This is a genomic window from Amycolatopsis minnesotensis (assembly GCF_039529815.1).
Classification (GTDB): domain Bacteria; phylum Actinomycetota; class Actinomycetes; order Mycobacteriales; family Pseudonocardiaceae; genus Amycolatopsis; species Amycolatopsis minnesotensis.
Genome location: NZ_BAAANN010000029.1, coordinates 45,516 through 67,592, shown reverse-complemented (window position 1 = coordinate 67,592; position 22,077 = coordinate 45,516). Strand labels below are relative to the sequence as shown.

27 protein-coding genes and 1 pseudogene are annotated in these 22,077 nt (G+C 71.3%); 10 read left to right on the top strand and 18 right to left on the bottom strand.

All coding sequences use genetic code 11. The features are described 5' to 3' along the window. Positions 1 to 26 precede the first annotated feature (26 nt). Entirely contained in the window at positions 27 to 869 is an 843-nt protein-coding gene (locus tag ABD256_RS30765) for a crotonase/enoyl-CoA hydratase family protein (protein ID WP_344426840.1), read from the bottom strand. A 120-nt stretch (positions 870 to 989) separates the two neighbouring features. Between ABD256_RS30765 and ABD256_RS30760 the strand changes: the two genes are divergently transcribed. Continuing rightward, positions 990 to 1,868 carry an alpha/beta fold hydrolase gene (locus tag ABD256_RS30760; RefSeq protein WP_344426838.1) on the top strand — a complete coding sequence of 293 codons (879 nt, stop codon included), beginning with the start codon at positions 990 to 992 and terminating at the stop codon, positions 1,866 to 1,868. Between the two features lies 1 nt (position 1,869). On the opposite strand, the gene cobA is transcribed toward ABD256_RS30760, so the two are convergent. Both cobA and ABD256_RS30750 read right to left on the bottom strand, forming a co-directional pair. After that, positions 1,870 to 3,084: a uroporphyrinogen-III C-methyltransferase gene (cobA, locus tag ABD256_RS30755; RefSeq protein WP_344426835.1), complete on the bottom strand. Its 1,215-nt coding sequence runs from the start codon at positions 3,082 to 3,084 to the stop codon at positions 1,870 to 1,872. A gap of 27 nt (positions 3,085 to 3,111) precedes the next feature. Beyond that, positions 3,112 to 3,513, bottom strand: a complete 402-nt coding sequence (locus ABD256_RS30750) for an ankyrin repeat domain-containing protein (RefSeq protein ID WP_344426833.1) — start codon at positions 3,511 to 3,513, stop codon at positions 3,112 to 3,114. Positions 3,514 to 4,352: 839 nt separating this feature from the next. Between ABD256_RS30750 and ABD256_RS30745 the strand changes: the two genes are divergently transcribed. Then, entirely contained in the window at positions 4,353 to 4,592 is a 240-nt protein-coding gene (locus tag ABD256_RS30745) for a hypothetical protein (RefSeq protein WP_344426830.1), read from the top strand. Positions 4,593 to 4,626: 34 nt separating this feature from the next. Here ABD256_RS30745 and rpsR read toward each other — a convergent pair whose 3' ends face one another. From rpsR to rpmB, 4 genes are read right to left on the bottom strand one after another with little or no spacing between them, the layout of a single operon-like run. Beyond that, positions 4,627 to 4,875 carry a 30S ribosomal protein S18 gene (rpsR, locus tag ABD256_RS30740; RefSeq protein ID WP_344426827.1) on the bottom strand — a complete coding sequence of 83 codons (249 nt, stop codon included), beginning with the start codon at positions 4,873 to 4,875 and terminating at the stop codon, positions 4,627 to 4,629. Continuing rightward, the gene (gene rpsN, locus ABD256_RS30735) at positions 4,872 to 5,177 is read right to left on the bottom strand and encodes a 30S ribosomal protein S14 (RefSeq protein WP_344426824.1); all 306 of its coding nucleotides are present in this window, start codon (positions 5,175 to 5,177) and stop codon (positions 4,872 to 4,874) included. Before rpsN ends, rpsR begins: the two co-directional genes overlap by 4 nt. After that, on the bottom strand, positions 5,177 to 5,341 hold the full coding sequence (rpmG, locus tag ABD256_RS30730; protein WP_215544808.1) for a 50S ribosomal protein L33: 165 nt from the start codon (positions 5,339 to 5,341) through the stop codon (positions 5,177 to 5,179). The genes rpsN and rpmG overlap by 1 nt, the downstream gene beginning before the upstream one ends. Continuing rightward, the gene (gene rpmB / locus ABD256_RS30725; protein ID WP_344426817.1) at positions 5,341 to 5,577 is read right to left on the bottom strand and encodes a 50S ribosomal protein L28; all 237 of its coding nucleotides are present in this window, start codon (positions 5,575 to 5,577) and stop codon (positions 5,341 to 5,343) included. Before rpmB ends, rpmG begins: the two co-directional genes overlap by 1 nt. Positions 5,578 to 5,697: 120 nt before the next feature. Between rpmB and mrf the strand changes: the two genes are divergently transcribed. From mrf to ABD256_RS30705, 4 genes are read left to right on the top strand one after another with little or no spacing between them, the layout of a single operon-like run. Continuing rightward, positions 5,698 to 6,963, top strand: a complete 1,266-nt coding sequence (gene mrf / locus ABD256_RS30720) for a ribosome hibernation factor-recruiting GTPase MRF (protein ID WP_344426814.1) — start codon at positions 5,698 to 5,700, stop codon at positions 6,961 to 6,963. Continuing rightward, the gene (locus ABD256_RS30715; protein ID WP_344426811.1) at positions 6,960 to 7,217 is read left to right on the top strand and encodes a type B 50S ribosomal protein L31; all 258 of its coding nucleotides are present in this window, start codon (positions 6,960 to 6,962) and stop codon (positions 7,215 to 7,217) included. Before mrf ends, ABD256_RS30715 begins: the two co-directional genes overlap by 4 nt. Next, a complete protein-coding gene (gene rpmF / locus ABD256_RS30710) occupies positions 7,217 to 7,375 on the top strand; it encodes a 50S ribosomal protein L32 (protein WP_344426809.1) in 159 nt (52 codons plus the stop codon). The genes ABD256_RS30715 and rpmF overlap by 1 nt, the downstream gene beginning before the upstream one ends. Next, positions 7,372 to 8,457 (top strand): GTP-binding protein, encoded by a 1,086-nt coding sequence (locus ABD256_RS30705; RefSeq protein WP_344426806.1) that lies wholly within the window; start codon positions 7,372 to 7,374, stop codon positions 8,455 to 8,457. The genes rpmF and ABD256_RS30705 overlap by 4 nt, the downstream gene beginning before the upstream one ends. Before the next feature lie 210 nt (positions 8,458 to 8,667). On the opposite strand, the gene ABD256_RS30700 is transcribed toward ABD256_RS30705, so the two are convergent. From ABD256_RS30700 to ABD256_RS30670, 7 genes are all read right to left on the bottom strand, one after another. Continuing rightward, positions 8,668 to 8,964: a hypothetical protein gene (locus ABD256_RS30700; protein ID WP_344426804.1), complete on the bottom strand. Its 297-nt coding sequence runs from the start codon at positions 8,962 to 8,964 to the stop codon at positions 8,668 to 8,670. 44 nt (positions 8,965 to 9,008) lie between these two features. Continuing rightward, the gene (locus ABD256_RS30695) at positions 9,009 to 10,439 is read right to left on the bottom strand and encodes a pyridoxal phosphate-dependent decarboxylase family protein (protein WP_344426799.1); all 1,431 of its coding nucleotides are present in this window, start codon (positions 10,437 to 10,439) and stop codon (positions 9,009 to 9,011) included. Continuing rightward, complete coding sequence (locus ABD256_RS30690; protein WP_344426796.1) at positions 10,436 to 11,737, bottom strand: MFS transporter; 1,302 nt, start codon at positions 11,735 to 11,737, stop codon at positions 10,436 to 10,438. The genes ABD256_RS30695 and ABD256_RS30690 overlap by 4 nt, the downstream gene beginning before the upstream one ends. Positions 11,738 to 11,766: 29 nt before the next feature. Beyond that, on the bottom strand, positions 11,767 to 12,735 hold the full coding sequence (locus ABD256_RS30685) for a sphingomyelin phosphodiesterase (RefSeq protein WP_344426793.1): 969 nt from the start codon (positions 12,733 to 12,735) through the stop codon (positions 11,767 to 11,769). Next, entirely contained in the window at positions 12,732 to 14,756 is a 2,025-nt protein-coding gene (locus ABD256_RS30680) for a neutral/alkaline ceramidase (RefSeq protein ID WP_344426790.1), read from the bottom strand. The genes ABD256_RS30685 and ABD256_RS30680 overlap by 4 nt, the downstream gene beginning before the upstream one ends. Before the next feature lie 95 nt (positions 14,757 to 14,851). Continuing rightward, positions 14,852 to 15,880: an LLM class F420-dependent oxidoreductase gene (locus tag ABD256_RS30675; RefSeq protein ID WP_344426787.1), complete on the bottom strand. Its 1,029-nt coding sequence runs from the start codon at positions 15,878 to 15,880 to the stop codon at positions 14,852 to 14,854. An 8-nt stretch (positions 15,881 to 15,888) separates the two neighbouring features. After that, the gene (locus ABD256_RS30670; RefSeq protein WP_344426784.1) at positions 15,889 to 16,842 is read right to left on the bottom strand and encodes an oxygenase MpaB family protein; all 954 of its coding nucleotides are present in this window, start codon (positions 16,840 to 16,842) and stop codon (positions 15,889 to 15,891) included. An 83-nt stretch (positions 16,843 to 16,925) separates the two neighbouring features. Between ABD256_RS30670 and ABD256_RS30665 the strand changes: the two genes are divergently transcribed. Then, a complete protein-coding gene (locus tag ABD256_RS30665) occupies positions 16,926 to 17,534 on the top strand; it encodes a TetR/AcrR family transcriptional regulator (protein WP_344426781.1) in 609 nt (202 codons plus the stop codon). Positions 17,535 to 17,595: 61 nt separating this feature from the next. Here ABD256_RS30665 and ABD256_RS30660 read toward each other — a convergent pair whose 3' ends face one another. Next, positions 17,596 to 18,006 carry a MerR family transcriptional regulator gene (locus ABD256_RS30660; protein ID WP_344426780.1) on the bottom strand — a complete coding sequence of 137 codons (411 nt, stop codon included), beginning with the start codon at positions 18,004 to 18,006 and terminating at the stop codon, positions 17,596 to 17,598. Between the two features lie 53 nt (positions 18,007 to 18,059). Here ABD256_RS30660 and ABD256_RS30655 point away from each other — a divergent pair, with 53 nt between their 5' ends. Genes ABD256_RS30655 through ABD256_RS30645 form a run of 3 tightly spaced genes read left to right on the top strand, consistent with a single transcriptional unit; the run spans position 18,060 to position 20,212 of the window. Further along, positions 18,060 to 18,986, top strand: coding sequence for an oxidoreductase (locus tag ABD256_RS30655; RefSeq protein WP_344426779.1), 927 nt, complete (start codon positions 18,060 to 18,062; stop codon positions 18,984 to 18,986). A gap of 43 nt (positions 18,987 to 19,029) precedes the next feature. After that, positions 19,030 to 19,794, top strand: a complete 765-nt coding sequence (locus ABD256_RS30650; RefSeq protein ID WP_344426777.1) for an IclR family transcriptional regulator — start codon at positions 19,030 to 19,032, stop codon at positions 19,792 to 19,794. A gap of 31 nt (positions 19,795 to 19,825) precedes the next feature. Further along, entirely contained in the window at positions 19,826 to 20,212 is a 387-nt protein-coding gene (locus ABD256_RS30645) for a hypothetical protein (RefSeq protein WP_344426775.1), read from the top strand. A gap of 26 nt (positions 20,213 to 20,238) precedes the next feature. On the opposite strand, the gene ABD256_RS30640 is transcribed toward ABD256_RS30645, so the two are convergent. From ABD256_RS30640 to ABD256_RS30630, 3 genes and pseudogenes are all read right to left on the bottom strand, one after another. Further along, the gene (locus tag ABD256_RS30640) at positions 20,239 to 20,910 is read right to left on the bottom strand and encodes an SDR family NAD(P)-dependent oxidoreductase (RefSeq protein WP_344426773.1); all 672 of its coding nucleotides are present in this window, start codon (positions 20,908 to 20,910) and stop codon (positions 20,239 to 20,241) included. After that, positions 20,903 to 21,097, bottom strand: a pseudogene (locus tag ABD256_RS30635) (SDR family NAD(P)-dependent oxidoreductase); the annotation flags it as partial. The pseudogene ABD256_RS30635 and the gene ABD256_RS30640, both read right to left, overlap by 8 nt. 82 nt (positions 21,098 to 21,179) lie before the next feature. Then, entirely contained in the window at positions 21,180 to 22,037 is an 858-nt protein-coding gene (locus tag ABD256_RS30630) for a helix-turn-helix domain-containing protein (protein WP_344426770.1), read from the bottom strand. Between the last annotated feature and the right edge of the window lie 40 nt (positions 22,038 to 22,077).

Here is a 22,077-nt window from a genome sequence, read left to right as displayed (position 1 = left end):
TTCCGCGTTGCGCACTGACCGTCTCCTCACTCGCCCTTGAACTCGGGCGACCGGCGCTCCATGAACGCCTGCACCGCCTCCGCCAGATCCTTGCTCGGCAGGAACGCGGCGTTCCACGACGACACGTAGCGCAACCCATCCGCGATCTGCCGTTCGGTGTTCACCGACAGCACGTCCTTCGTACCCTGCACCACCAGCGGTGGATTCGCAGCGATCTCCCGCGCCATCGCGCGCGCCGCGGCGAGCGCGGCCTCCGCGTCGTCGAAGACGTCGTTGACCAGGCCGATGCGCTCGGCCCGCGCGGCGTCGATGTCCTTGCCGGTCAGCGCCAGCTCCCGCAGGTGCCCTTCCCCGATCACCGACGCGAGCCGCTGGAGGCTGCCGAGGTCGGCGACGATCGCCACCTTCACCTCGCGCACGCTGAACTTGGCGTCCGCGCTGGCCAGCCGGATGTCGGCAGCCGCGATCACGTCGACGCCGCCGCCGATGCACCAGCCGGAGACCGCCGCGATCACCGGCTTGCGGACGGCCGCGATCGAGCCGACGCTCGCCTGCAGCGTCCTGATCTCCTCCAGGAACTTCGTCCGCGGCCCGGCGAGCGCGTCGCCCGCGAGGTACTCGGCCCAGCCGGGCAGCATCGCGGGCAGGTCGAGGCCGTAGGAGAAGTGCGCGCCGCTCCCGGTCAGGACGATGGCCCTGACCTCGGGGTCCGCGTCGAGCGCACCGAACACGATCGGCAGCTCGCGCCAGAAGTCGGGGCCCATCGCGTTGCCCTTGGCCGGGCCGAGCAGCGTCACCTCGGCGACGTGCCCGGTCCGCTCGACCTTCAGCGAGACGAGCTCGGGCAGGTTTTCGGCGGTAGAGGTCATGGGGTCATCTTGACTCATGTCGTTGGCAGACTGCCAGTGCGCTCCCGTGTCCCGGAGCGGATGCGTTCGTTAGCCTGGCAGGGGCAGCTTTCGACCGTCCGCTGAGGGGAGTTCGCGATCATGGCCGAGCAGGCGACCGCGGTGGAACGGCAGCCGGACCCCGCACCCCTCGCGCCGGCGAAGCCGTCGCGGCCGATCGAGCTGGCCGGCTCGTTCACCCACGACGGCCACCGCCTCGCCTACACCGAGTACGGCTCCGGCGAACGGGTCGTGGTGCTGACGCACGGCATCATGTTCACCCGCCGGATGCACGCGCCGCTCGCCCGCAAGCTGGCGCGTGCCGGCTTCCGCGTCGTCACGCTCGACCTGCTCGGCCACGGCGACTCGGACCGCCCGACGGATTCGTGGCTGTACTCGATGCCCGCCTTCGCCGAGCAGACGCTCGCGCTGATGGACCACCTCGGCGTCGACCGCGCGGTGGTCGGGGGCACTTCGCTCGGGGCGAACGTGTCGCTGGAGGTCGCGGTGCTCGCGCCGGAGCGGGTGCGCGGCCTCGTCGTCGAGATGCCGGTGCTGGACAACGCGATCGTCGCCGGGCTCCTCACCTTCACCCCGCTGCTGTTCGCGGCGAGGTTCGTGCCGGTGGCCGTGCAGGGCGTCGGCATGCTGGCGCGGCGGGTGCCGCACGGCAGCCAGTGGGTCGACGTGGTCACCGACACGCTCGACCAGCGGCCGGCTTCGATGGCGGCGCTGCTGCACGGTGTCCTCTTCGGACGGATCGCGCCGCCTCGCTCGGCGCGCAAGCTGATCACCACGCCCGCACTCGTGCTCGGGCACCAGCGCGACCCGATTCACCCCTTCGGCGACGCCGACACACTCGCCGCCGACCTGCCGGACGCCGAGTTCGTCCAGGCCAGGAGCCCGGTGGAGCTGCGCTTCGACCCGAAGCGGCTCACCGAGGAGATCGCCGGGTTCGTCGAGCGCCGGTACGCGGGCTAGCTCAGGCCAGCGCCGCGACCGGGCCGATCACGATCACCGCGGGCGGGCGCACCCCCGCTTCGGCCGCCGCGCCAGCCACGGAGTCCAAAGTGGACCGCAGGGCGCGCTGCGTCCGCATGGTGCCGTCCTCGATGATCGCCACCGGCGTCTCCGGCGGCCTGCCGTGCGCCAGCAGGGTTTCGGCGAACAGCGCGAGCCGTTCGACGCCCATCATCAGCACGATGGTGCCGCGCATCCTGCCGAGCGCCTGCCAGTCCACAAGGGACTGTTCGTGGCCTGGCGGCAGGTGACCCGAGACCACCACCACCTCATGCGCGACACCGCGGTGGGTCACCGGCACGTCCGCGGCGGCGGGCACCGCGAAGGCACTGGTGATCCCGGGAACCGTCACCACCGGGACGCCTGCCTCGGCGCAGGCGAGCACCTCTTCGAACCCGCGGCCGAACAGGTACGGGTCGCCGCCCTTGAGCCGCACCACGAACCGGCCGGCCTTGGCGTGCTCGATGATCGTGGCGTTGATCACCTCCTGCGAGGCGGCCCTGCCGTAGGGGATCTTCGCCGCGTCGACGACTTCGACCTCGGGCGGCAGGTCGTCGAGCAATTCGCGCGGGGCCAGCCGGTCGGCGACCACCACGTCGGCGCGGGCGAGCAGGCGGCGGCCGCGCACCGTGATCAGCTCCGGGTCGCCCGGCCCGCCGCCGACCAGCGCCACGCCGGGAAGCCCTTCACCGCGGTGGGTTTCCCCGTCCCCGATCGCGCCGGTGTGCAACGCCTCGACGATGCGATCCCGCACCGCGGCCGACCGCAGCGGGTGCCCGCCGGAGAGCACGCCGACCAGCAGCCCGTCGTGGCGTCCGACCGCGGCGGTCACGGCGCTGCCGTCGATACCGGAATCCGCGCGGACGCAGAAGATCCGCGCGCGTTCGGCCTCGGCGCACACGGCGGCGTTCACCTCGGGGTCCGCGGTGCAGGCAAGCGCGTACCACGCGTCCGCGAGGTCGCCGTCGGCGTACTCGCGCGGCACCCAGCTCAGCTCACCGGCGTCGGCCATCGCCTGCACGGACGGCGTGCACGACGGGGAGATCACCTCGACCACGGCACCCGCGCCGAGCAGGCGCGGGACCCGGCGCTGCGCCACGGTGCCGCCGCCGACCACGACGACGCGGCGGCCGGCGAGATCGAGTCCGACAAGGTAGTGCTGATCGTCTTCGGGCATGCGCATCAGCATGCCAAGCTGACCCGCTCAGCGCTCGAGCAGGGCCAGCAGCTCGGTGTTGCCGAACATGCGCGCGGTGTCCACCGCCGACGGCGTGCCCGCCGTGGCGTCGGCGCCGCCGTCGAGCAGCACCCGCACGATCTCCGGTTCCGACTTGAACACCGCGCCGGCCAGCGGGCTCTGGTTGCGGTCGTTGAGCCGGTTCGGATCGGCGCCGCGTTCGAGCAGCCCCGCGACAACGTCCCGGTGCCCGTAGTAGGCGGCGAGCATCACCAGCGAGTCGCCCTTGTGGTTGGTCAGGTTCGCCGAGATCCCGGCGTCCACATAGGCCAGCAGCGTCTCGGTCTCGCCCGTCCTGGCGAAGCCGAAGACCCGGTTCCAGAGGTCCTGCAGCTCGGGTGACGGTGCGGCGTCGTCAGCCTCGGTCATGCGGTTAGCTTACGACGTTCCCGTCCGGGCCGGAGAGAAGTCGCGAGTGCCGTCGGAGCGTGCCTCCTGCCCCGAAAGCCTCGGGCACGAGCATCGCTTGGCCACGCCCCGCGAGGGCCGAGTTCGCAGCGGCAGATGCCCCGAAGGATGCTCCTGGAGGTCGGGGCGGCCGTGTGGGGCGCCGAAGGCCCTTTTTTGGGGCGTTGAACGTCACGATCTCGGCCCTCGTGGCAGGCTGCCGCTCCAGCGCCGGTCCCCGAAGGATGCTCCTATAGAGGCCGAGGTGAGGTCCGCTGCGCATGCCCTGAAGGTGCCCTTGAGGGAATCTGACGCCGCGAAGGTCACCTTCAGGGCATGCGCTGGGATTTCGCCGCCCGCGCCTCTTCCCCCGTCCGCGCTGAAGGCCCCTGCAGGGGCCTTCAGGGATGTGCATGCCGCGGATGCGGCCTTCACCGGGGCTGCTCCGCTCCAGGGCGCATGCCCTGAAGGTGCCCTGGAGGGAATCTGACGCCGCGAAGGTCACCTTCAGGGCATCAGCACCACCATGCCGCACGCCGCGAGGGGCGAGATCGCGGCGTCAGATTCCCCGAAGGCGCCCTTCACGGACCAAGGCCCCGGGCGGCTCCACGCATCCGCCACCCACCTCACCGGAACCGACGCGCACACATCACTGCGGCCTTCAGGGCGCTAGACGCCGCGAACTCGACCCTCGCACCGCATCCCCGCCACCCGCGCGAGCCTTCGCGTGCCCCGAAAGTGACCTTCAGGGAATCCAGCGCCCCGAACGTCACCTTCGGGGCACCGGCAAACGAGGCCCGCCCTCCACGAGAGTGCGAAAAGTGGCGCCAGGCGCCCCGGACGTCACCTTCGGAGACTTCCGCACACCTGCCAGTCACCACACCACGGCGCGCCCGAGGAGCACGGCGATCCACCCGCCATCACCATCACTGTGGCTTTCGGGGCATCGCGACGCCGCCATTCCCGGCACCGCGGGCGTGCTGACCGCTCGGCTGCTGGCCGGCGCGGGCATGCTGATCGGGTGGCTCGCGCTCGGCTGGCCGTGGACGCACCTCGGCTGAGGGCGGGACGTCGTCGCAGACGTCCCGCCCGCTGCTACCGGCCCGCGTTCGGGTAGGGCAAAAGCGCCATCTCGCGCGCGTTCTTGATCGCCGTGGCGACCTGCTTCTGCTGCTGCGGCGTCAACCCGGTGACGCGGCGCGCCCTGATCTTGCCGCGGTCGGAGATGAACTTGCGCAGCAGGTCGACGTCCTTCCAGTCGACCTCGGTGATCCTGTTGGCGTGCAGGAGGTTCGTCTTGCGCTTGCCGGGGCGGTCGCGCTGGGGTTTCGGCACGGCGCTCACCAGCTCGACTTCGTGACGCCGGGCAGCTCCCCGTTGTGTGCCATCTGCCGAAGGCGCACGCGGGACACGCCGAACTTGCGCAGGTAGCCACGCGGCCTGCCGTCCGCGGTGTCGCGGTTGCGGAGCCGGGTCGGGCTCGCGTCGCGCGGCATCGCCTGCAACGCCGACACCGCGGCCGCTCGATCGTCCTCAGCAGACTCCGGCGACGCGATGACGGCCTTCAGCTCCGCCCTCCGTCCGGCGTGCCTGGCGACGACGACGCGCCGCTGCCGGTCCTTCGCGATCTTCGACTTCTTCGCCATCAGCGGTCCTCCTTGAACTCGACGTGCCTGCGCACCACCGGGTCGTACTTGCGCAGCACCATGCGGTCGGGGTCGTTGCGCCGGTTCTTCCTGGTGACGTAGGTGAACCCGGTCCCCGCGGTGGACCGCAGCTTGACGATCGGCCTGATCTCGTTGCGCGCCATCAGATCTTCACGCCCTTCTTGCGCAGCTCGGCCACGATCGCCTCGATGCCGCGCTTGTCGACGGTCTTGAGCCCCTTCGCCGACACGCGCAGCCGGACCCACCGGTTCTCGCTCGGCAGCCAGAACCGGTGCTGCTGCAGGTTCGGCTCCCATCGGCGGGACGTGCGTTTGTGCGAATGCGACACCTGCTTGCCGTAGCCGGGCTTGCGCCCGGTGACCTGGCACACGGCGGACACCGCCACCTCCTTGTCGTTGCTGTCCGATACAGTTGGTGTTGATAGTCGTTTTCATTTACTTTACACAGCCGACCCACCCGCGACCCGCGGGCCCGCCCGGCCCGCCTCTGGAGCGTTTCCGTGACCGACGACCCCCGCGTGCCCCTCACCGTCCTCTCCGGACTGGCGCCCGGACCGAGCAGCGCGCTCGCCGACGCACTCCACCTCGGCGACGCGCGCACCGCCGTGGTGCACCACGACCTCCGCCAGATCGGCGCCGGCGTGGTTCGCAGGCGGCTGCGGCTCGGCCCGCGCGACCAGCTGACCGCGCTCGAACTGGCGCACGGCTGCGTGTCCTGCACCCTGCGCGAGGACCTGCTGCCGCTGCTGCGCAGGCTCGCGCGGATGCCAGGGGTCGGCCGGATCGTGCTCCACCTCGACGAGGCCATGGAGCCGGAGCCGGTGAGCTGGGCGATCGAGAACGTGCTCGTCGGCGACCGGCCGGTGAGCGAGGACGTGGTGATCGAAGCGGTGGTGACCGTGCTCGACACCGCGTGCTGGCTCGCCGACGCCACCGGTGACGAGACGCTCGACGAACGCGGCCTGATCGCGAGCCCCGAGGACGAGCGGACGGTCGCGCAGGTCCTGCTCTCCCAGGCCGAGTTCGCCGACGTGCTGGTGCTGTCCGGGGTTCCGGCCGACGGGTGGAGCGCGGCGAAGGCAAACGCGATCCTGGAGCGCCTCGCCCCGGCCGCCACCAGGATCGATCTGTCCGCATTGGACACCGACGTGGCCGCGAAGCTGCGCGCCGCGGTACCCGCGAACGCCCGCCGCGGCCGCGTCACGGACATGCACGGGCCGCTGCTCACCGGCGAGCCGCCGCTGCACCCCGACTGCGGTATCGCGCTCTTCACCTTCACCGCGACGCGGCCCTTCCACCCCGGCCGCCTGCACGACGCGATCGACGTGCTGCTCGACGGCGTGGTCCGCACCAGGGGGCGGCTCTGGGTGGCCAGCCAGCCCGATATCGCGTTCTACCTCGAATCGGCGGGCGGCGGGCTCGGCATCGGGCATGCCGGGCCGTGGCTCGCCTCGCCGGACGGGCCCTCGTGGGAGGAGGTCTCCCCCGAACGCCGCACGCTCGCGTCGCTGCGCTGGGACCCGGTGCACGGCGACCGGGCGCAGGAGATCGTCGTGCTCACCGACCGCGCGGCCCCGGAAGAGATCGAGGCCGCACTGAGCGGCGCGCTGCTGACCGACGACGAACTCGCCGACGGCCCGTCGGCATGGCGCGCTTATCCCGATCCCTTCGGCGAGTGGCACGAAGAACCGTGCGAGGACACCGAAGTTCCCGAAAGCACCGTCGAGGCCAGCTCGGCGCAGAACCGGAAGGACGACCGCAAGTGAAGCCCGGCATCCACCCCGACTACCACCCCGTGGTGTTCCAGGACACCGCGACCGGGGACGCGTTCCTGACCCGCTCCACCCTCACCTCCGAGCGCACCATCGAATGGTCCGACGGGGCGACCTACCCGCTCGTGCTCGTCGACATCAGCTCGTGGTCGCACCCGTTCTGGACCGGCACGCGCCGGATCATGGACACCGAGGGCCAGGTCGAGAAGTTCCACCGCCGCTACGGCAAGCGGGGAGGTGCGCGCTGATGGCTGTCCCCAAGCGCAAGAAGTCCCGTGCCAACACCCGCTCGCGCCGCGCGCGGTGGAAGGCCGCCGCGCCGGACCTGGTCCCGATCAGGGTGGACGGCGAGGAGAAGCTGGTGCCGCGCAAGCTGATCAAGCACTTCCAGCGGCTCGAACGGTGAGCGCGCTCCCCGTCACGGTGCTCTCGGGGTTCCTCGGCGCGGGCAAGACGACGCTGCTGAACCACCTGCTCGCGAACCGGGCGGGCCTGCGGGTCGCGGTGATCGTCAACGACATGAGCGAGGTGAACATCGACGCCGCGCTGGTGCGCGACGGGGCCGGCCTGTCGCGCACCGAGGAACGCCTCGTCGAGCTGACCAACGGGTGCATCTGCTGCACCCTGCGGGACGACCTGCTCGACGAGGTGGGCAGGCTGTGCCGCGACGGCCGGTTCGACTACCTGCTGATCGAGTCGAGCGGGATCTCCGAGCCGATGCCGGTCGCGGCGACGTTCTCGTTCCTGGACGGGCACGCCCGGCTCGACACCATGGTGACGGTGGTCGACGCGGTGAACTTCGCGCGCGAACTGGCGCGCGGCGACAGCCTCGTCGAACGCGGGCTCGACCAGTACGACGGTGACGAGCGCACGATCAGCGACCTGCTCGTCGACCAGGTCGAGTTCGCCGATGTGCTGCTGCTCAACAAGACCGATCTCGTCGAGGGGCCCGAGCTGGCTCGGGTGGAGGCGGTGCTGCGGCGGCTGAACGCGGGCGCTGAGGTCATCCGCGCGAGCCACGGCAGGGTGGCGCCGGAACGGGTGCTCGGCACCGGGCGCTACGACCTCGAACGCGCGCAGCAGGCGCCGGGCTGGGTCGCCGAACTCAACGGCGACCACGTGCCGGAGACTGAGGAGTACGGCATTTCGAGCGTCGTGTTCCGCGCGGCCGAGCCGTTCCACCCCGGTCGCCTGTGGACCTTCGTCACCGAGCGGCTCGATTCCGGCGACTTCGGGCATGTGGTGCGCGCCAAGGGTTTCTTCACCCTGGCAACGCGGCCGGACGTGGTCGGCCTGTGGTCGCAGGCCGGGCCGGTGCTGCGGTTCGAGCCGCAGGGTGGCGGGCCGGGCTCGCAGGAGCTGGTGTTCATCGGCACCGGGCTCCGGCACGCGGCGCTCACCGACGCGCTGTCGACCTGCCTGCTCCGGAACGGCGAAACCGCGCTCGACGATCCGTTCCCGGCATGGGACGTCCTGCACGTCCACTAAGGACACTGCGGACGCTGCGGGCGTTGAGGGCGCTGACGACGCTGCGGACGCTGAGGACGCTGCGGGCAGCCGCGAGGCGCGCCGAGTACGGCGTCTCGCGGCGATCCGGAATTGTCGGTGGTGCGCGGTAGCGTTGAATCAAGGGCTCCCCTTGCCGGGCGAAAGGTATTCACGTTCGGCGAGGGGGCGGCCGGGGCCAGGTGGAACGGCTCAGTGCTCGTCGTAGTGGCCGTTGTGCTCGGCGTGCCGGTGGCCGTCGTGCAGGTAGTCGACGTGGTCGCCGTGCGGCACCGCGACGTGCCCGCAGCCGTGCCCGTGCGCGTGCTGGTGCTCGTCGTGCGGCTGGTGGCCGTCGGGTTCGCACTCGTCGTAGTGGCCGTCGTGCTCGCGGTGCAGGTGTCCGTCGTGGGCGTAGTCGACATGGCCCTGGTGCGGGACCGCGACGTGCCCGCACCCCGGACCGTGTTCGTGGGTGTGGCCTTCGTGCTGGGTGTGTGCGCTGGTCATGGCCGGACGCTAACACCGGGCGCGGCGCGCGGCCCGGCGAAGCGTCACCCGTTCGTGCCGTGCCGGTACAGCAATCCGAGGAACTCCAGCAGGAGCCGCTCCCGCAGCGGTTCGGGCGCCGCGGCGAGCAGGGTGTTCACCTCGGCCATGCGTTCCGGCGGGGTCGAACCCGCGCCCATCCCGGCCGCGTCGAGCAGTCCAGCGAACTGCTCCGAAGTCAGCGCGTCCGGATCGAGCGCCCGGACGGATTCCAGCACGTCTTCGTCCACGCGGACCGGGCCGCGAGCGCGAGCCTCGTCGACGGACGCGCGCAGATCGGCGAGGAACTCCGTTTCGTGGCCCCGGTTCGCCGCGGTGATCGTGAGGTGCAGGTTCACCGGTGACGGGCCGCGCGCGAACTGCGGCTGCACGTACCAGCCCCGCGCGCGCATCTCGTCGGCGACGGTGAACAGGTCGAACGCCGCACCGTCCGAAGTGGACACAGCGAGCAGGGTCGAATCGGGTTTCGCCACGAGGCGCAGGCCGTCGACTTCTTCGATCCCCGCCGCGATTTCCGCGGTCGCGGCGCCCGCGCGCTCGGCGAGGCCGAGGTAGCCGTCGTCGCCGACGTGCCGCAGCACCGCCCACGCCGCCGCGAGCGGCCCGCCCGAGCGCGTGCTCTGCATCGTGGTGTTGAGCATGGTGTAGCCGGGCCAGCGCGCGCTCGCGAAGTACTGCGGGCGGCGCAGTTCCGCGCTGCGGTGCAGCAGGACGGAAACACCCTTCGGGCAGTAGGCGTACTTGTGCAGGTCCACCGACACGCTGGTCACCCCGGCGACGCCGAACCCGAACTCCGGCACCGGATGCCCGGCCCGGCGCAGGTACGGCAGCACCCAGCCGCCGACGCACGCGTCGACGTGCATGCGGACCCCGCGTGCCGCGGCGGCAGCGGCGATCGGCGCGATCGGGTCGAGCACGCCGTGCGCGTAGGACGGCGCGCTCGCCACCACCAGCACGGTGGTCTCGTCGATCGCCGCGGCCATCGCGGCGGGGTCGGCGCGGAAGGTCGACGGGTCCACGGGCACTTCGACCGCACGAACGCCGAAGAGGTGCGCCGCCTTGTGGAACGCCGCGTGCGCCGTCTCCGGCAGGACCATGCTCGGCTCGCCGATCTCGGGGCGAGCCTCCCGCGCGGCGAGCACCGCGAGCAGGCACGACTCGGTACCGCCCGAAGTCACCGTGCCCGCGGTCTCGCCGTCGCCGCCGAGTAACGCGGCCGCTGCCCCGGCCACCTCGTTTTCCATGCGCAGCAAGCTCGGGAACGCCGTCGGGTCGAGCGCGTTCGCCGAAGACGCCAGCGCGTACGCGGACGCGGCCAGCTCGTCAACGCCGTCGAGACCACTGTCGTAGACGTAGGCCAGGGTGCGGCCGCCGTGGGTCGGCAGGTCCGCCGCGCGCATCGCACGCAGCTCCGCCAGCACGTCTTGAGCGCTCACGCGCGGTCCAGCACCGACTTGCGCAGCAACGGGATCCCGAGCGCCACCAGCACCGCGGGCAGCACGGAGAACCCGATCAGGATCGCGGTGATCGCGCTGTCGGGCTGTGCCGCGCTCGCGTTCGTGCTCGACACGTAGTCGCCCATCGAGAGGATCAGGCCGAAGAGCCCGCCGCCGAGCGCGAGCCCGAGCGTGTCCCCCGCGGTCCAGATCCCGGCCGCGATACCGGCTCTGCGCTCACCGGTGCGCTTCTCCTCGTCCTCGATGAGGTCCGGCAGGATGGCGAGCGGGAACACCTGGACCCCGCCGTAGCCGACGCCGACGAGCGCCGCGAACACCAGTGTCACCCCCAGTGGGAACCCCTTCGCGCCGAGCAGGCACAGCAGCGCGACGGCCAGGACGATCGACGCCGCGCGGAACCCGGCGAACTTGCCCCAGCGCGCGCCGATCCTCGGCCACACCGGCATCATCAGGAGCGCGGGCCCGACCACGGCGGCGAACAGGAACGACTTCGACGACTCGTCGCCGATGATGTACTTCGCCGCGTAGCTGACCCCGGCCAGCACCACGCTGACGCCGAGCGACTGGACGAAGTACACGCCGAGCAGCCAGCGGAACGACCGCCAGTTCCGCATGGTCGCCCACAGGTCCCTGAAGCGGGTGGTCTGCGGGAGCTGCGTGCCGACCGGCGCGCCGCGCGTGCCGAGGAAGACCGCGAGCGCGCCGCCGACCATCAGCACCCCGACGACGACACCCATCACGCGGTAGCCCGCGACGCCGCCGATCCCGGTGGTGATCAGCGGCGCGACCCCGCCGGAGAACAGGATCGCGATCGCGAGCACGCCGATCCGCCAACTGGTCAGCCTGGTGCGTTCGTCGTAGTTCGCGGTGATCTCGGCCGGGAGCGCGTTGAAGGGCACCTGGAAGAACGCGAACGCGGTGGCGCACAGGAAGAACGCCACCACCACGTAGATCCCGTCCGCGGCGCTGTTCGCGAAGCCGGGGTAGGCGAAGATCGCCGCGAAGAGGACGGCGACGCCGATGCCGCCGCCGAGGATGAACCGTCGCCTGCTGCCGGTCCTCGCCAGGTCGGAGTCCGACAGCCTGCCCGCGAACGGATTGAACAGCACGTCCCACACCTTGGGCACGAACACGATGGCGCCCGCCGCGGCGCTCGCGACACCGAGGGTGTCGGTCAGGTACGGGAGCAGCAGGAGCCCTGGGACGGTCCCGAACGGGCCGGTGACCAGCGAGCCGAGCGAGTAGCCCAACCGTGTCCTCGTGGGAAGCGCGGTCAAAAGTCCTCCTCGGCGCGGTGACGCCCCTGTTAGTAGTGGATTTCCGCCACCACCGGGTAGTGATCCGAGGGAATCGTGCCACCGCCGTAATGCACGAGCCGTACCGGGCCGACCGCGACGGGTGGGCGCCCGCTCCCCCGCACCGTGCCGAGGTAGTCGAGCGAGTCGCGGTAGGTCGGCGGGACGGACTTCGCGGCGAGCGGGTTCGTCTTCGCGTCGAACGAGAACTCCCCCGGTCCCGCGGTGCTCAGCGTGCCGTCGAGCGCGGCCTCGCCCTGTTCCGCCTGGGTGCGGCCGAGCCCGTCGCGGCGGTCCCGCCCCGCCCAGTACTCGATGTTCAGGTCACCGCCGATGACCACCGGCTCCGCCCGCGGCACGTACTTCGCGACCAGCGCGCGCAGTTCGGCGAGCTGGGCCATCCTGATCTCGTGCGCCTTCGGCAGGGTGTCCGGTGCTTCGTCGGCCTGCAGGTGCGTCCCGGCCACCCACAGCGGACGGCCGCCGACGACGAGCCTGGCGAGCGCGGCGCCCTTGTTGGACAGGTAGTCCGCGGTGCCCGGGTAGGAGTGTTCGTAGACCAGCTGGTGCTGCTCGGTGCTCGGGTGCTTGCTCAGCACGGTCACCCCGCCGTTGACCACGACCGGCGAGCTCGAGCAGTTCCCGTCCACCGTCGTCCAGCCCGGCGAGGTGTCGCAGTGCCGGCCGACCAGCGGGGTCTGGTGCGGCCACCGGTCGGCGAGGCGGGCCCGCAGTGCTTCGGCCTGCGCGCTGAACGCCTCTTCGAGCACCAGCACGTCCGGGTCGGCCGCCCTGATCACGTCCTCCGCGGCGTGCGCGCGCTTGTCCTTGTCCGCCGCGTCCGGTGCCGCGATCCACGGGAGCTGGTAGACGTTGAAGGCCATCACAGTGGTGGCGCCCGCCCCCTCCACGGGCGCCACCGGGAACGCGGCGGCCGCGCAAACCGCCGCCGCCGCGACGATGCGGAAGCGGCCCCTCATGAGACGACGAACGCGCGCGAGGTGCCGGAAAACGCCGTGATGCGGCCGTTCCACCCGTTCTTCCAGTCTCCGAAGTGGACGATCCGGTACTTGCCGATCGGGGTGTCCGGCGGTACCTGCCAGCTCACCGTCGCGATGGACGCCGAAATCCCGTCGCGGGCCCACTGGTACCGCGTGGCCCAGTCGCCGTCGTCGGCGTACCGGGACCACTTCCCGTCGACGAGCCGCTGCACCTCGAGGAAAGTGCCGCCACGGCGCGGGTTGTTCTTCGGGTGCCCGGTGGAGAACGCGACGGTGACCCGCTCGCCCCGCCGGTAGGTGCTCTTGGCGTCGGTCAGCACGTCACCGAAGGACTTGAGCAGCTGCGGCGAGTCGAACACCACGCCGGGCTGGAAGGTGACGAGCTTGCCGCGCAGGTCCCTCGGCACCGGCCCGTGCGGCACCGCCGCGCCGGTGCGCATCGCCGCCGCGAGCTTCGCGAACTCCTGCTGGTAGGCGGGCAGCGTGTACCGCCCGAACAACGTCGACGCGCCCTCGTACTGCTGCGAGTCGTACTCCTCCGGCGTGGTGACGTACTGGCTGTAGGCGTTCGAATAGCCTTGCATCAGCACGTTTTCCAGCGGCACGCCCAGTTCCGCGGCCACCGTACGCCGGATCCGCAGGCCCGCCACGATGGTGTACTCGGCGGGGCCCGCGACGAGGTGGAACTGCCCGATCCGGACGATCTGCAGCGGCAGCACCTCCGGCGCCCACGGGTACGGCTTCATCGCGCCGAAGGGCACCGCGACGGCCTTGGGCGCCTGCGCGTCGGCGAGCGCCGCCGGGATCGGCGCGTCGATCCCGCCCAGCCAGTCGATGAACGGGTTCCTGACGCCCTCCGGCAGCGGGAGGCCCGGCCCGTCCTCGGTACTGCCCGCCAGCATCGACACCCCGATAGCGGCGGTGGCCGTGCGATGCGGCTTTCCGTCCGGTGTGTACTTCGCCGCCACGTCCACAGTGGACATGTCCACATAGCACAGCCGGTGGTCGAGCGGCCCGCGCACGGTTTCGGCCGCACCGTCGAAGGCGGTCTTCGCCGCCCTGAACTGGCGCTCGCCGATGATCCTGGTGTTCTCCACCTCGTCGTTCGTCGGCCCGGTGCCCGGCTTGAGATCCAGGTTCGGGGACATGTCACCGGAGTTCGTCTGGGCGAAGCAGGCGACGAAACCGGCCTGGCCGTCGAGGTAGCGGACCCCGGCGTGGTCGTGCTCCCAGGTGTAGGCGGCGTACCCCTTGTTGTCCGAGCTGATCAGCTTGTTGCCGTTGGTCATCGAGGTGCCGTGCGTGGCGAACCAGGTGATCGCGCCGACGTCGGTGCCGCCTTGGGAAAACCGCAGCACGGTGACCGCGGGGTCGATCGAGAGCGGGAAGTGGTCCTTGTCCGGCTGGGGGTTCCGCTCGAACGCGGTGCGCGAGCGGTTCGCGCTGGCGTCGGTCAGCTCAGCTCGTCCGATGTGGATGGTGCCCGGCGCGAGCCGTTCGTGCGCCTGGGAAATCGCCGCCACAATGCCGTCCACCACACCGTCGTAGACCTGCTGCTGGAAGCCGAGGATGGACAGGTCGTACGCGGCGTAGTGCGAGTCGCCGCCGCAGGCCGAATGCGTGTGGGTGGCGTTGAGGAGCACGTTCCGCTCGGTGTAGAGATCGCCGTACTTCGCCGCGAGCGCCCGCATTACTCCCTGGTGCACCGATTGGAACAGCGCGCCCAGTTCCACGGTGACGAACGCGATCCGGGTACTCGGATCGGCGATCACGAACGCCCGCGCCCGCGTCCGCAGGTGAATGCCCGCGGTCTGCTGCTGCGGCATCGAGTAGCCCATCATGCCGTTCTCCGCGGCGGGCCCGGTGACGTCGGCGATGCCGCAGCCCACCAGGTACCCGGAGCCGTCCGCCGCGCTCGCGGACCCCGCCGCGCCGAGCGCGCTCAGCGCGAGCGGGGCGACCGCCGCCCCGGCGAGTACGTTCCTCCGGCTCACCGGCATGCCAACCTCCACAACATGAACTGGTTTCACGTTCACTGTGCCGCGAAGGCTACGTGACCCGGTTCACGCTGCCAACCCCTCGAACGGGGGGTCGGTCAGGAGAGGATTTCGGCGACCGCCGTGAGGGTGCTCGTGTCCCCGCGCAGCAGCAGGGACGTGATCACGGTTTCCTCCCACGCCGCCAGCTCGTCCTTGATCTTCTCGGCAGGCCCGATCAACGCGGTGTCCTCGACCAGGCTGGTCGGGATCGCCGCGACCGCGTCCTTCTTGTGCCCGGCCAAATAGAGCTCCTGCACGCGGTGCGCGGTCTCTTCGTAGCCGAGCCGGACGAACAGGTCGAAGTGGAAGTTGGCCTGCTTGGCGCCCATCCCGCCGATGTAGAGCGCGAGCGAGGGCCGGATGAGGTCCGCCGCCTCCTCCACGTCGTCACGCAGGATCACCGGGATGGAGGCGGGCACCTCGAAGTCCTCCAGCGTCGTGTGGCGCGCGCCCGGTCGCGCGAAGCCCTCCGCCAGCGCCTTGCGGTAGAACGCGTCGCTCTTCGGCGAGAAGAACATCGGCAGCCAGCCGTCGCAGATTTCGGCTGCCAGCGCGACGTTCTTCGGCCCTTCGGCGGCGAGGTGGATCGGCAGGTCCGCGCGCAGCGGGTGGACGGTCGGCTTGAGCGGCTTGCCCAGCCCGGCGCCACCGGGGTGCGGGAGCTGGAAGAAGTCGCCGTCCAGCGTCACCGGCGCCTCGCGCGCGAACACCTGGCGCAGGATGTCGACGTACTCGCGGGTGCGGGCGAGCGGGCGGGGGTAGGGCTGGCCGTACCAGCCCTCGACCACCTGCGGGCCCGACGCGCCGATGCCCAGCACGAAGCGGCCACCGGACAGGTGGTCGAGCGTCAGCGCGCTCATCGCGGTCGCGGTGGGCGTGCGCGCGGCCATCTGCACGATGTCGGTGCCGAGGCGGATCCTGCTCGTCGACGAACCCCACCAGGCGAGCGGCGTGAACGCGTCGGAGCCGTAGGCCTCCGCCGTCCACACCGAGTCGAAGCCGAGCCGCTCGACCTCCTTGACCGTGTCCAGCGCGCCCGGCGGCGGACCCGCGGACCAGTAGCCGAGGTGGTAGCCGAGTTTCATGCTGCTCCTCACTCGCGCGGTGAATAGTGCGTCGGGCTGTCCCGTTCCGCCGGGGGCGGCAGGTTCCGTCGTGGAGTCTGCACCAGCGGCGCGTCCGGCGGGAGTGCCCCGCGCACGCGCCGCCAGCCCGCCCGTGCCCGCGGATGGTAGCGGCGGTCGTGCGGGACGAGCCGGAACACCGCGTCGACGGCCTTGCCGAACCGGCGGTGGCGCGCCTCGTCGCGCGCGGTCCATCGGTAGCCGAGCAGTTCGCGCACCGGCTCGTCGTAGAGGCCGACGGTCAGCCACACGAAGTTGCGCGCCACCAGTACCCGGACGCGGCGCCACACGAAGTCCGGGAGCCACGGCAGGAACGGCGGCTTCGCGATCTCCCCGATTTCGAGCACGTCCCGCGTGGCCTTGTTGTCCTCCAGCACGTTCTGGCACATGTGCGCCCAGTAGGCCTGGAAGTCCTCCCAGGTCTCCGGCACCGGGCGCATGCTCATGCGGTACATCCGGTACCACTGGACGTGTTCGTCGAACAGCCTGCGCTTCTCGGCCTCCCCGATCCCGCCCATGAAGTGGTCCGCGATCAGGATCGTGCTCACGAAGAACGTCGCGTGCGCCCAGTAGAACGTGTCCGGGTCGAGCGCGTGGTACCGCCTGCCCTTGGCGTCGACGCCTTTGACGGTGTCGTGGTAGCCGCGCACTTCGAGCGCGGTCTGGGCGGCGCGCGGCCCGTCGTAGAGGACGCCGCCGATCGGGTAGAGCGACCGGAACAGCCGTTGCCAGCGTTCGGCGAAGAACCGCGAGTGCTGCTCGACACCGGCACCGAGGCCGGGGTGCATGTTCTGCATCGAGCCGGCCCACAGCGCGATCAGCAGCCCGCGCCAGTCGCCGAAGTACTTCCAGGTCAGCGAGTCGGGCCCGAGCGGCTCCGGTTCGGCACCGCGCTCGGCGTCCCTCGTGCTCAGCTCGGTCATCGGCGACCTTCCCTCAACTGACTACGACTGTTGTCAGGTTAGGATCGACCACGACCGCAGTCAACTCAAGGGATCACCTGGACATGCCGACCGGAGGCCGCACCTGGGGCGGCACCACACTCGACGACCGCAAGGCGACCCGCCGCGAACAGCTCGTCGAAGCCGCGCTCGACCTGCTCGGCACCGAGGGCAGCGCGGCGGTCAGCGTCCGCGCGGTGTGCCGCCGCGCGAAACTGACCGAGCGGTACTTCTACGAAAGCTTCGCCGACCGCGAAGAACTGGTGCTCGCGGTCTACGAATTCGTCGGCGACAGGGCGCGAAAGGCACTCGTGCACGCCGTCGCGGCGGCGCCCGCCGACGAACGGGCCAAGGCGAAGGCCGCGGTGCACGCCTTCGTCGAACTGATCGTCGACGACCCGCGCCAGGGCAGGGTGCTCCTGCTGGCGCCGCTGACCGATCCCGCGCTGAGCGAACGCGGGGTCGCGATGCTGCCCGCGTTCACCGAACTGGTCCGCGCGCAACTGTCCGAAAAGGCCGGTGCCGAAGACCGGGAGCTCACCGCGATCGCGCTCGTCGGCGCGTTGACGAACCTGTTCATCGCCTATCTGAACGGGACCGTGGCGGTGTCGCGCGAACGGCTCGTCGCACACTGCGTCCGATTGGTGCTCGGCGCCAACGCGCTCCACTCCTGACCGGCCCCACCCCGCTCGGCCGGATCGAATCCAGGCGGGCCCGGCCACTGTCAACCACCGCTCAGTTCCCCGACGGTGCCCACACCCCGGCGGCGGTGCCGTCGCGGACGTGCTCGCGGTACGCGGTGACCTTGCCGCGGATGATCCCCAGGTTCTCGTGCAGCGCCGCGATCCTCGCCTCGACGGCTCGCTCGTGTTCTTCCAGCAGCGCCAGCCGTTCCCGTTCGTTCCCCGGTCCACTTCGGACGAGCCCGGCGAACTCCTTGATGGTCGCGATCGGCATCCCCGAGTCGCGGAACCGGTTGCACAGCACGAGCCAGTCGACGTCGGCGGGATCGTAGGCCCGCTGCCCGCCCGCGGTGCGCGGGATCTCCCGGAGGAACAGGTTCTCGCGTTCGAAGAAGCGCAGCGCGTGCACGCTGAGCCCGGTCGACTCGGCGACCTCCCCGATGGACAGCCCGTTCTTCGCCATACCGCCGAGCATACCTTGACCTAGACAACGCTCTAGCTCTTAGCGTCGTGGTCATGACAGTGAAGCAGCACAGGATCGGGAGCGGGTTCGGCGCGCACAGCACGGCGGCCGAGGTGCTCCGCGGCATCGACCTCACGGGCAGGACGGCACTGGTCACCGGCGGATATTCGGGGCTGGGGCTGGAAACCACGCGCGCGCTGGCTTCGGCGGGCGTGCGCGTGATCGTGCCAGCGCGCCGGGCCGCCGTCGCCGAGGAAGCAGTCGGGGATCTCGCGGAAGTGCGCGAACTCGATCTCGCGGACCTCGCCAGCGTGCGGACCTTCGCCAGCCGCCTCCTCGACGACGGAACCGCGCTCGACATCGTCATCGCCGGCGCCGGGATCATGGCCTGTCCCGAGACGCGGGTGGGCCCGGGCTGGGAGGCGCACTTCGCGGTGAACCACCTCGGCCACTTCGCCCTGGTCAACCGGCTGCGCCCGGCGCTGACGGCGGACGCGCGCGTGGTGCCGGTCGCTTCGTCGGGGCACTTCCTCTCCGGCCTCCGCTGGGCCGACCCGCAGTTCAGGACCGGGTACGACCGGTGGCTGGCGTACGCGCAGTCCAAGACCGCGAACGCGTTGTTCGCGGTGCAGCTCGACGCGCTCGGGATACGGTCGTTCGCGGTGCACCCCGGCAGCATCCTCACCCCGCTGCAGCGGCACGTGCCGAGGGAAGAGCAGATCGCACAGGGCTGGTTCGGGCCGGACGGCGGACCGGCCGCCGGGTTCAAGACGCCGGAGCAGGGCGCCGCGACGGCGGTGTGGGCGGCGACCTCTCCCCTGCTCGACGGGATCGGCGGCCGTTACTGCCAGGACTGCGATGTCGCCGAACCCGCCACCACGGACGACATGCTCATCGGCGGGGTCAAGCCGTGGGCAGTCGACCCCGGCGGCGCGGCCCGGCTCTGGGACCTCTCGGCCGATCTCACCGGAGTCGGCTGAGCGGCGCGGCGAGCCGACCCGGTGATGGTGCACACTCGGCACCATGTGTCCCGCACAGCGGAACGACGACGGCCAGCTCACGGCGAGGGTCGCGGCGCTGCTCACCGCGTTCTCCCCCGGTGACGACGCGCTCGGCATCTCGGAACTGGCCCGCCGCAGCGGGATCCCGAAGTCGAGCGTGCACCGGCTCGTCGGCCATCTCACCACCGAGGGCCTGCTCGAACGCGACGGCACCGCGATCCGGCTCGGTCTCCGGCTGTTCGAGATCGGCCAGCTCGCGGTCCGCCAGCGCGGGCTCGTCGACGCCGCGCGCCCGTACCTGGCCGACCTGCGCGAAGCCACCCGCAACACGGTGCACCTCGCGGTGCTGGAAGGCACCGAGGTCGTCTACCTCGACGTGCTGGGCGGCCCCGACGCCCCGGCGCTGCCCTCGCGCATCGGCGGCCGTTTCCCCGCGCACGCGACCGGTGTCGGCAAGGCATTGCTCGCGCACTCGCCGGAGTCCACTGTGGACGCCGTGCTCGCCGCGGGGCTGCCCCGCGTCGGCCCGCGCACGATCATCGCGCCCGGACTGTTCCGCAAGCAGCTCGGCAAGATCCGCGCCGACGGGATCGCCTACGAGCGCGAAGAGTCCCGCGCGGGCGTGATCTGCGTGGCGAGCCCCCTGCTGAACCACGCGGGCAGCGCGGTCGCCGCGATTTCGATCACCGGCTGGAGCACCCGGATGCGTGCCGACCGGGTGGCCCCCGCCGTCCGCACCGCGGCGCTGGCCCTGTCGAGAACGCTCCTCGCCGGCCCGAAACGCTAGACTGAGGCATTCGGTTTCGAGGGGGCCAGTCATGCCGTTGTCCGCCAAGGTCCGCGACCGGTGCCGCGCCTATCTCAAGCCGGGTGAGGAAATCCGCTACGTCTTCCCCGGCACCTCGGTGCGGATCGGCGACCTGCCCGGCATGGTCCCCTTCCTCGTGGTGGTCACCGATGGCGGGATCGCCGTGCTGGGCTGCAGCGACCGGTTCCGGAAGCACCGCCCGAACTCCGTGTTCGACCGCCTCCCCCGCGACACCCGGCTCGGGCCCGTGGACATCGACGGCTCGCTCGGCCCGACGGTCGACGTCGGCGGTGTGCTGCTGGAGATCGACGAGGAGTACATCCCCGTGATCAGGGCCGCCGACCTCGAACTCGCGGGCGGCGCGAACCTTCCGCAGGACCCGCTGCCCGAGCTCTGAACCAGCTCAGCGCGATTTCGAGGCACTCACTGGGTTTCCGCTACCGAGTAGTCCGCGCTCAGCGTGACATCGCGCCAGGCGTCGAAGCTGGTTTTGAGCATGCCGAGGCGGGCGGAGGCGATGTCGTAGGCGGCCTTGCCGAGCAACAGTCGCAAAGGCGGTTCGCCCGCTTCGACCGTGGTCACGATCGCCTCCGCCGCGCGGACCGGGTCCCCCGGCTGGTGCCCGTAGGTGGCGGTGGTGGCCGCGCGCCGCGCGCCCGCGGTATCGGCGTAATCGTCGATGCGGACCGGGGACTGCCGCATCGACGGGCCGGACCAGTTGGTGCGGAAGGCGGCCGGTTCCACGATCGTCACCCCGATCCCCAGCGGGGCGGCCTCGGCGGCGAGGGACTCGGAAAGCCCTTCCACCGCGAACTTCGTGGCGTGGTAGTAGCCGGTGGCACCGAACGCGGCGAGCCCACCGAGCGAGGAGACGTTCACGACGTGCCCGGCACGCCGGGCACGCATCCCGGGCAGCACCGCGCGGGTGATGTCCACCAGTCCGAAGACGTTGGTGTCGAACAGCTTGCGAACCTCTTCGTCTTCCCCTTCCTCGACGGCGGCGAGGAAGCCGTAACCGGCGTTGTTTGACCAGCACGTCGATCCGGCCGTAGGCGGCCTCGGCGCGCTTGACCGCGGCGCGGACCTGTTCCGCATCGGTGACGTCGAGCGCCACCGCGAGCGCCCGATCGCCGTGCGCGCGGACGAGATCGGCGACCTGCCCGGGGTCGCGGGCGGTGACCACGGCGCGCCAGCCGCGGCAGAGGACGGCGGCGGCCAGTGCCCTGCCGAGTCCGGTGGAGCAGCCGGTGATGCACCACACCGGGGTCCCTTCGGTGCGCATAGGAGCGACTTCCCTTTTCCCGGTAACGAAAAGGGCGTGCTGAAGCACCGTGGCCAAAGGACACGGTTCGAAGCGCCCGGGTTCAGCCGCGGTGGTTTCGGTGCCGTTCCCCGGACCGGACGGCCTCGGGAGCGGTGAAGCTGCCCAGCAGGGCGAGTGCCTCTTCCGACGGGCTGCCCTGTTCGGCCTGGTACACGACGAGTTGCTGGCCCGGCGCGCTGTTCACGGTCAGCGACTCGTAGTGCAGGGCCAGTTCACCGACCAGCGGGTGCCGGAACCGCTTGGTCTCGTGGGTTTTCCGCCGGATGTCGTGCCGTGCCCACAGTTCACGGAACGCCTCGCTCTTCACCGACAGCTCGCCCACGGTTTCGATGAGCTGGGGGTCGTCGTGGTCGATGCCGACGGCCGCCCGCAGCCCGGCGACGGTGTTGACCGCGACCCGGTCCCAGTCGGGGTAGAAGTCCCGCGCGCTGTCGTCGAGGAAGACCAGCCGCACGAGATCGCGGCTGTGGGCGTGCCCGTCGAACAGCGCGCCGCCGAGCGCGTTGTGCGCGAGCACGGTGAGGTAGCGCCCGAGCACGACGGCGGGCGTGGCAGGCCAGCCCTCCATCATCCGCAGCAGGTTCGGGCTGACCCGCTCCGGCCGCGCGCGGCCGTGACCCGGCGCCGGGCGCGCGAGCTGGTGCAGGTGGGTCGTCGCGTCCTCTTCCAGGCGCAGCGCGCGGGCCAGCGCGTCGAGCACCTGCGCCGACGGGTTCCGCTCGCGGCCCTGTTCGAGCCGCACGTAGTAGTCGGCGCTCACCCCCGCGAGCATGGCGACCTCCTCCCGGCGGAGGCCGGGTACGCGGCGCCACCCGTCGACCGCCAGGCCGGCGTCTTCGGGGCGCACCTGCTCGCGGCGGGCGCGGAGGAACTGCCCGAGGGGGTTCTCACTGTTCATGGTTCCGAGATTAACTTCGGGCGGGCCGGTGCGGGACCGG

What these genes read in the sequence shown, in the direction of transcription:
- ABD256_RS30675 (WP_344426787.1), bottom strand. Translation starts at nt 15,880, where the DNA reads ATGAAACTCGGCTACCACCTCGGCTACTGGTCCGCGGGTCCGCCGCCG.
- rpsN (WP_344426824.1), bottom strand. Translation starts at nt 5,177, where the DNA reads ATGGCGAAGAAGTCGAAGATCGCGAAGGACCGGCAGCGGCGCGTCGTC.
- cobA (WP_344426835.1), bottom strand. Translation starts at nt 3,084, where the DNA reads ATGCCCGAAGACGATCAGCACTACCTTGTCGGACTCGATCTCGCCGGC.
- ABD256_RS30660 (WP_344426780.1), bottom strand. Translation starts at nt 18,006, where the DNA reads ATGGCGAAGAACGGGCTGTCCATCGGGGAGGTCGCCGAGTCGACCGGG.
- ABD256_RS30760 (WP_344426838.1), top strand. Translation starts at nt 990, where the DNA reads ATGGCCGAGCAGGCGACCGCGGTGGAACGGCAGCCGGACCCCGCACCC.
- ABD256_RS30630 (WP_344426770.1), bottom strand. Translation starts at nt 22,037, where the DNA reads ATGAACAGTGAGAACCCCCTCGGGCAGTTCCTCCGCGCCCGCCGCGAG.
- ABD256_RS30640 (WP_344426773.1), bottom strand. Translation starts at nt 20,910, where the DNA reads ATGCGGAACAGGTCCGCGCCGCGGTCAAGCGCGCCGAGGCCGCCTACG.
- ABD256_RS30655 (WP_344426779.1), top strand. Translation starts at nt 18,060, where the DNA reads ATGACAGTGAAGCAGCACAGGATCGGGAGCGGGTTCGGCGCGCACAGC.
- ABD256_RS30700 (WP_344426804.1), bottom strand. Translation starts at nt 8,964, where the DNA reads ATGACCAGCGCACACACCCAGCACGAAGGCCACACCCACGAACACGGT.
- ABD256_RS30750 (WP_344426833.1), bottom strand. Translation starts at nt 3,513, where the DNA reads ATGACCGAGGCTGACGACGCCGCACCGTCACCCGAGCTGCAGGACCTC.
- ABD256_RS30685 (WP_344426793.1), bottom strand. Translation starts at nt 12,735, where the DNA reads ATGAGGGGCCGCTTCCGCATCGTCGCGGCGGCGGCGGTTTGCGCGGCC.
- ABD256_RS30670 (WP_344426784.1), bottom strand. Translation starts at nt 16,842, where the DNA reads ATGACCGAGCTGAGCACGAGGGACGCCGAGCGCGGTGCCGAACCGGAG.
- ABD256_RS30765 (WP_344426840.1), bottom strand. Translation starts at nt 869, where the DNA reads ATGACCTCTACCGCCGAAAACCTGCCCGAGCTCGTCTCGCTGAAGGTC.
- rpmF (WP_344426809.1), top strand. Translation starts at nt 7,217, where the DNA reads ATGGCTGTCCCCAAGCGCAAGAAGTCCCGTGCCAACACCCGCTCGCGC.
- rpmG (WP_215544808.1), bottom strand. Translation starts at nt 5,341, where the DNA reads ATGGCGCGCAACGAGATCAGGCCGATCGTCAAGCTGCGGTCCACCGCG.
- ABD256_RS30645 (WP_344426775.1), top strand. Translation starts at nt 19,826, where the DNA reads ATGCCGTTGTCCGCCAAGGTCCGCGACCGGTGCCGCGCCTATCTCAAG.
- ABD256_RS30665 (WP_344426781.1), top strand. Translation starts at nt 16,926, where the DNA reads ATGCCGACCGGAGGCCGCACCTGGGGCGGCACCACACTCGACGACCGC.
- ABD256_RS30650 (WP_344426777.1), top strand. Translation starts at nt 19,030, where the DNA reads ATGTGTCCCGCACAGCGGAACGACGACGGCCAGCTCACGGCGAGGGTC.
- ABD256_RS30680 (WP_344426790.1), bottom strand. Translation starts at nt 14,756, where the DNA reads ATGCCGGTGAGCCGGAGGAACGTACTCGCCGGGGCGGCGGTCGCCCCG.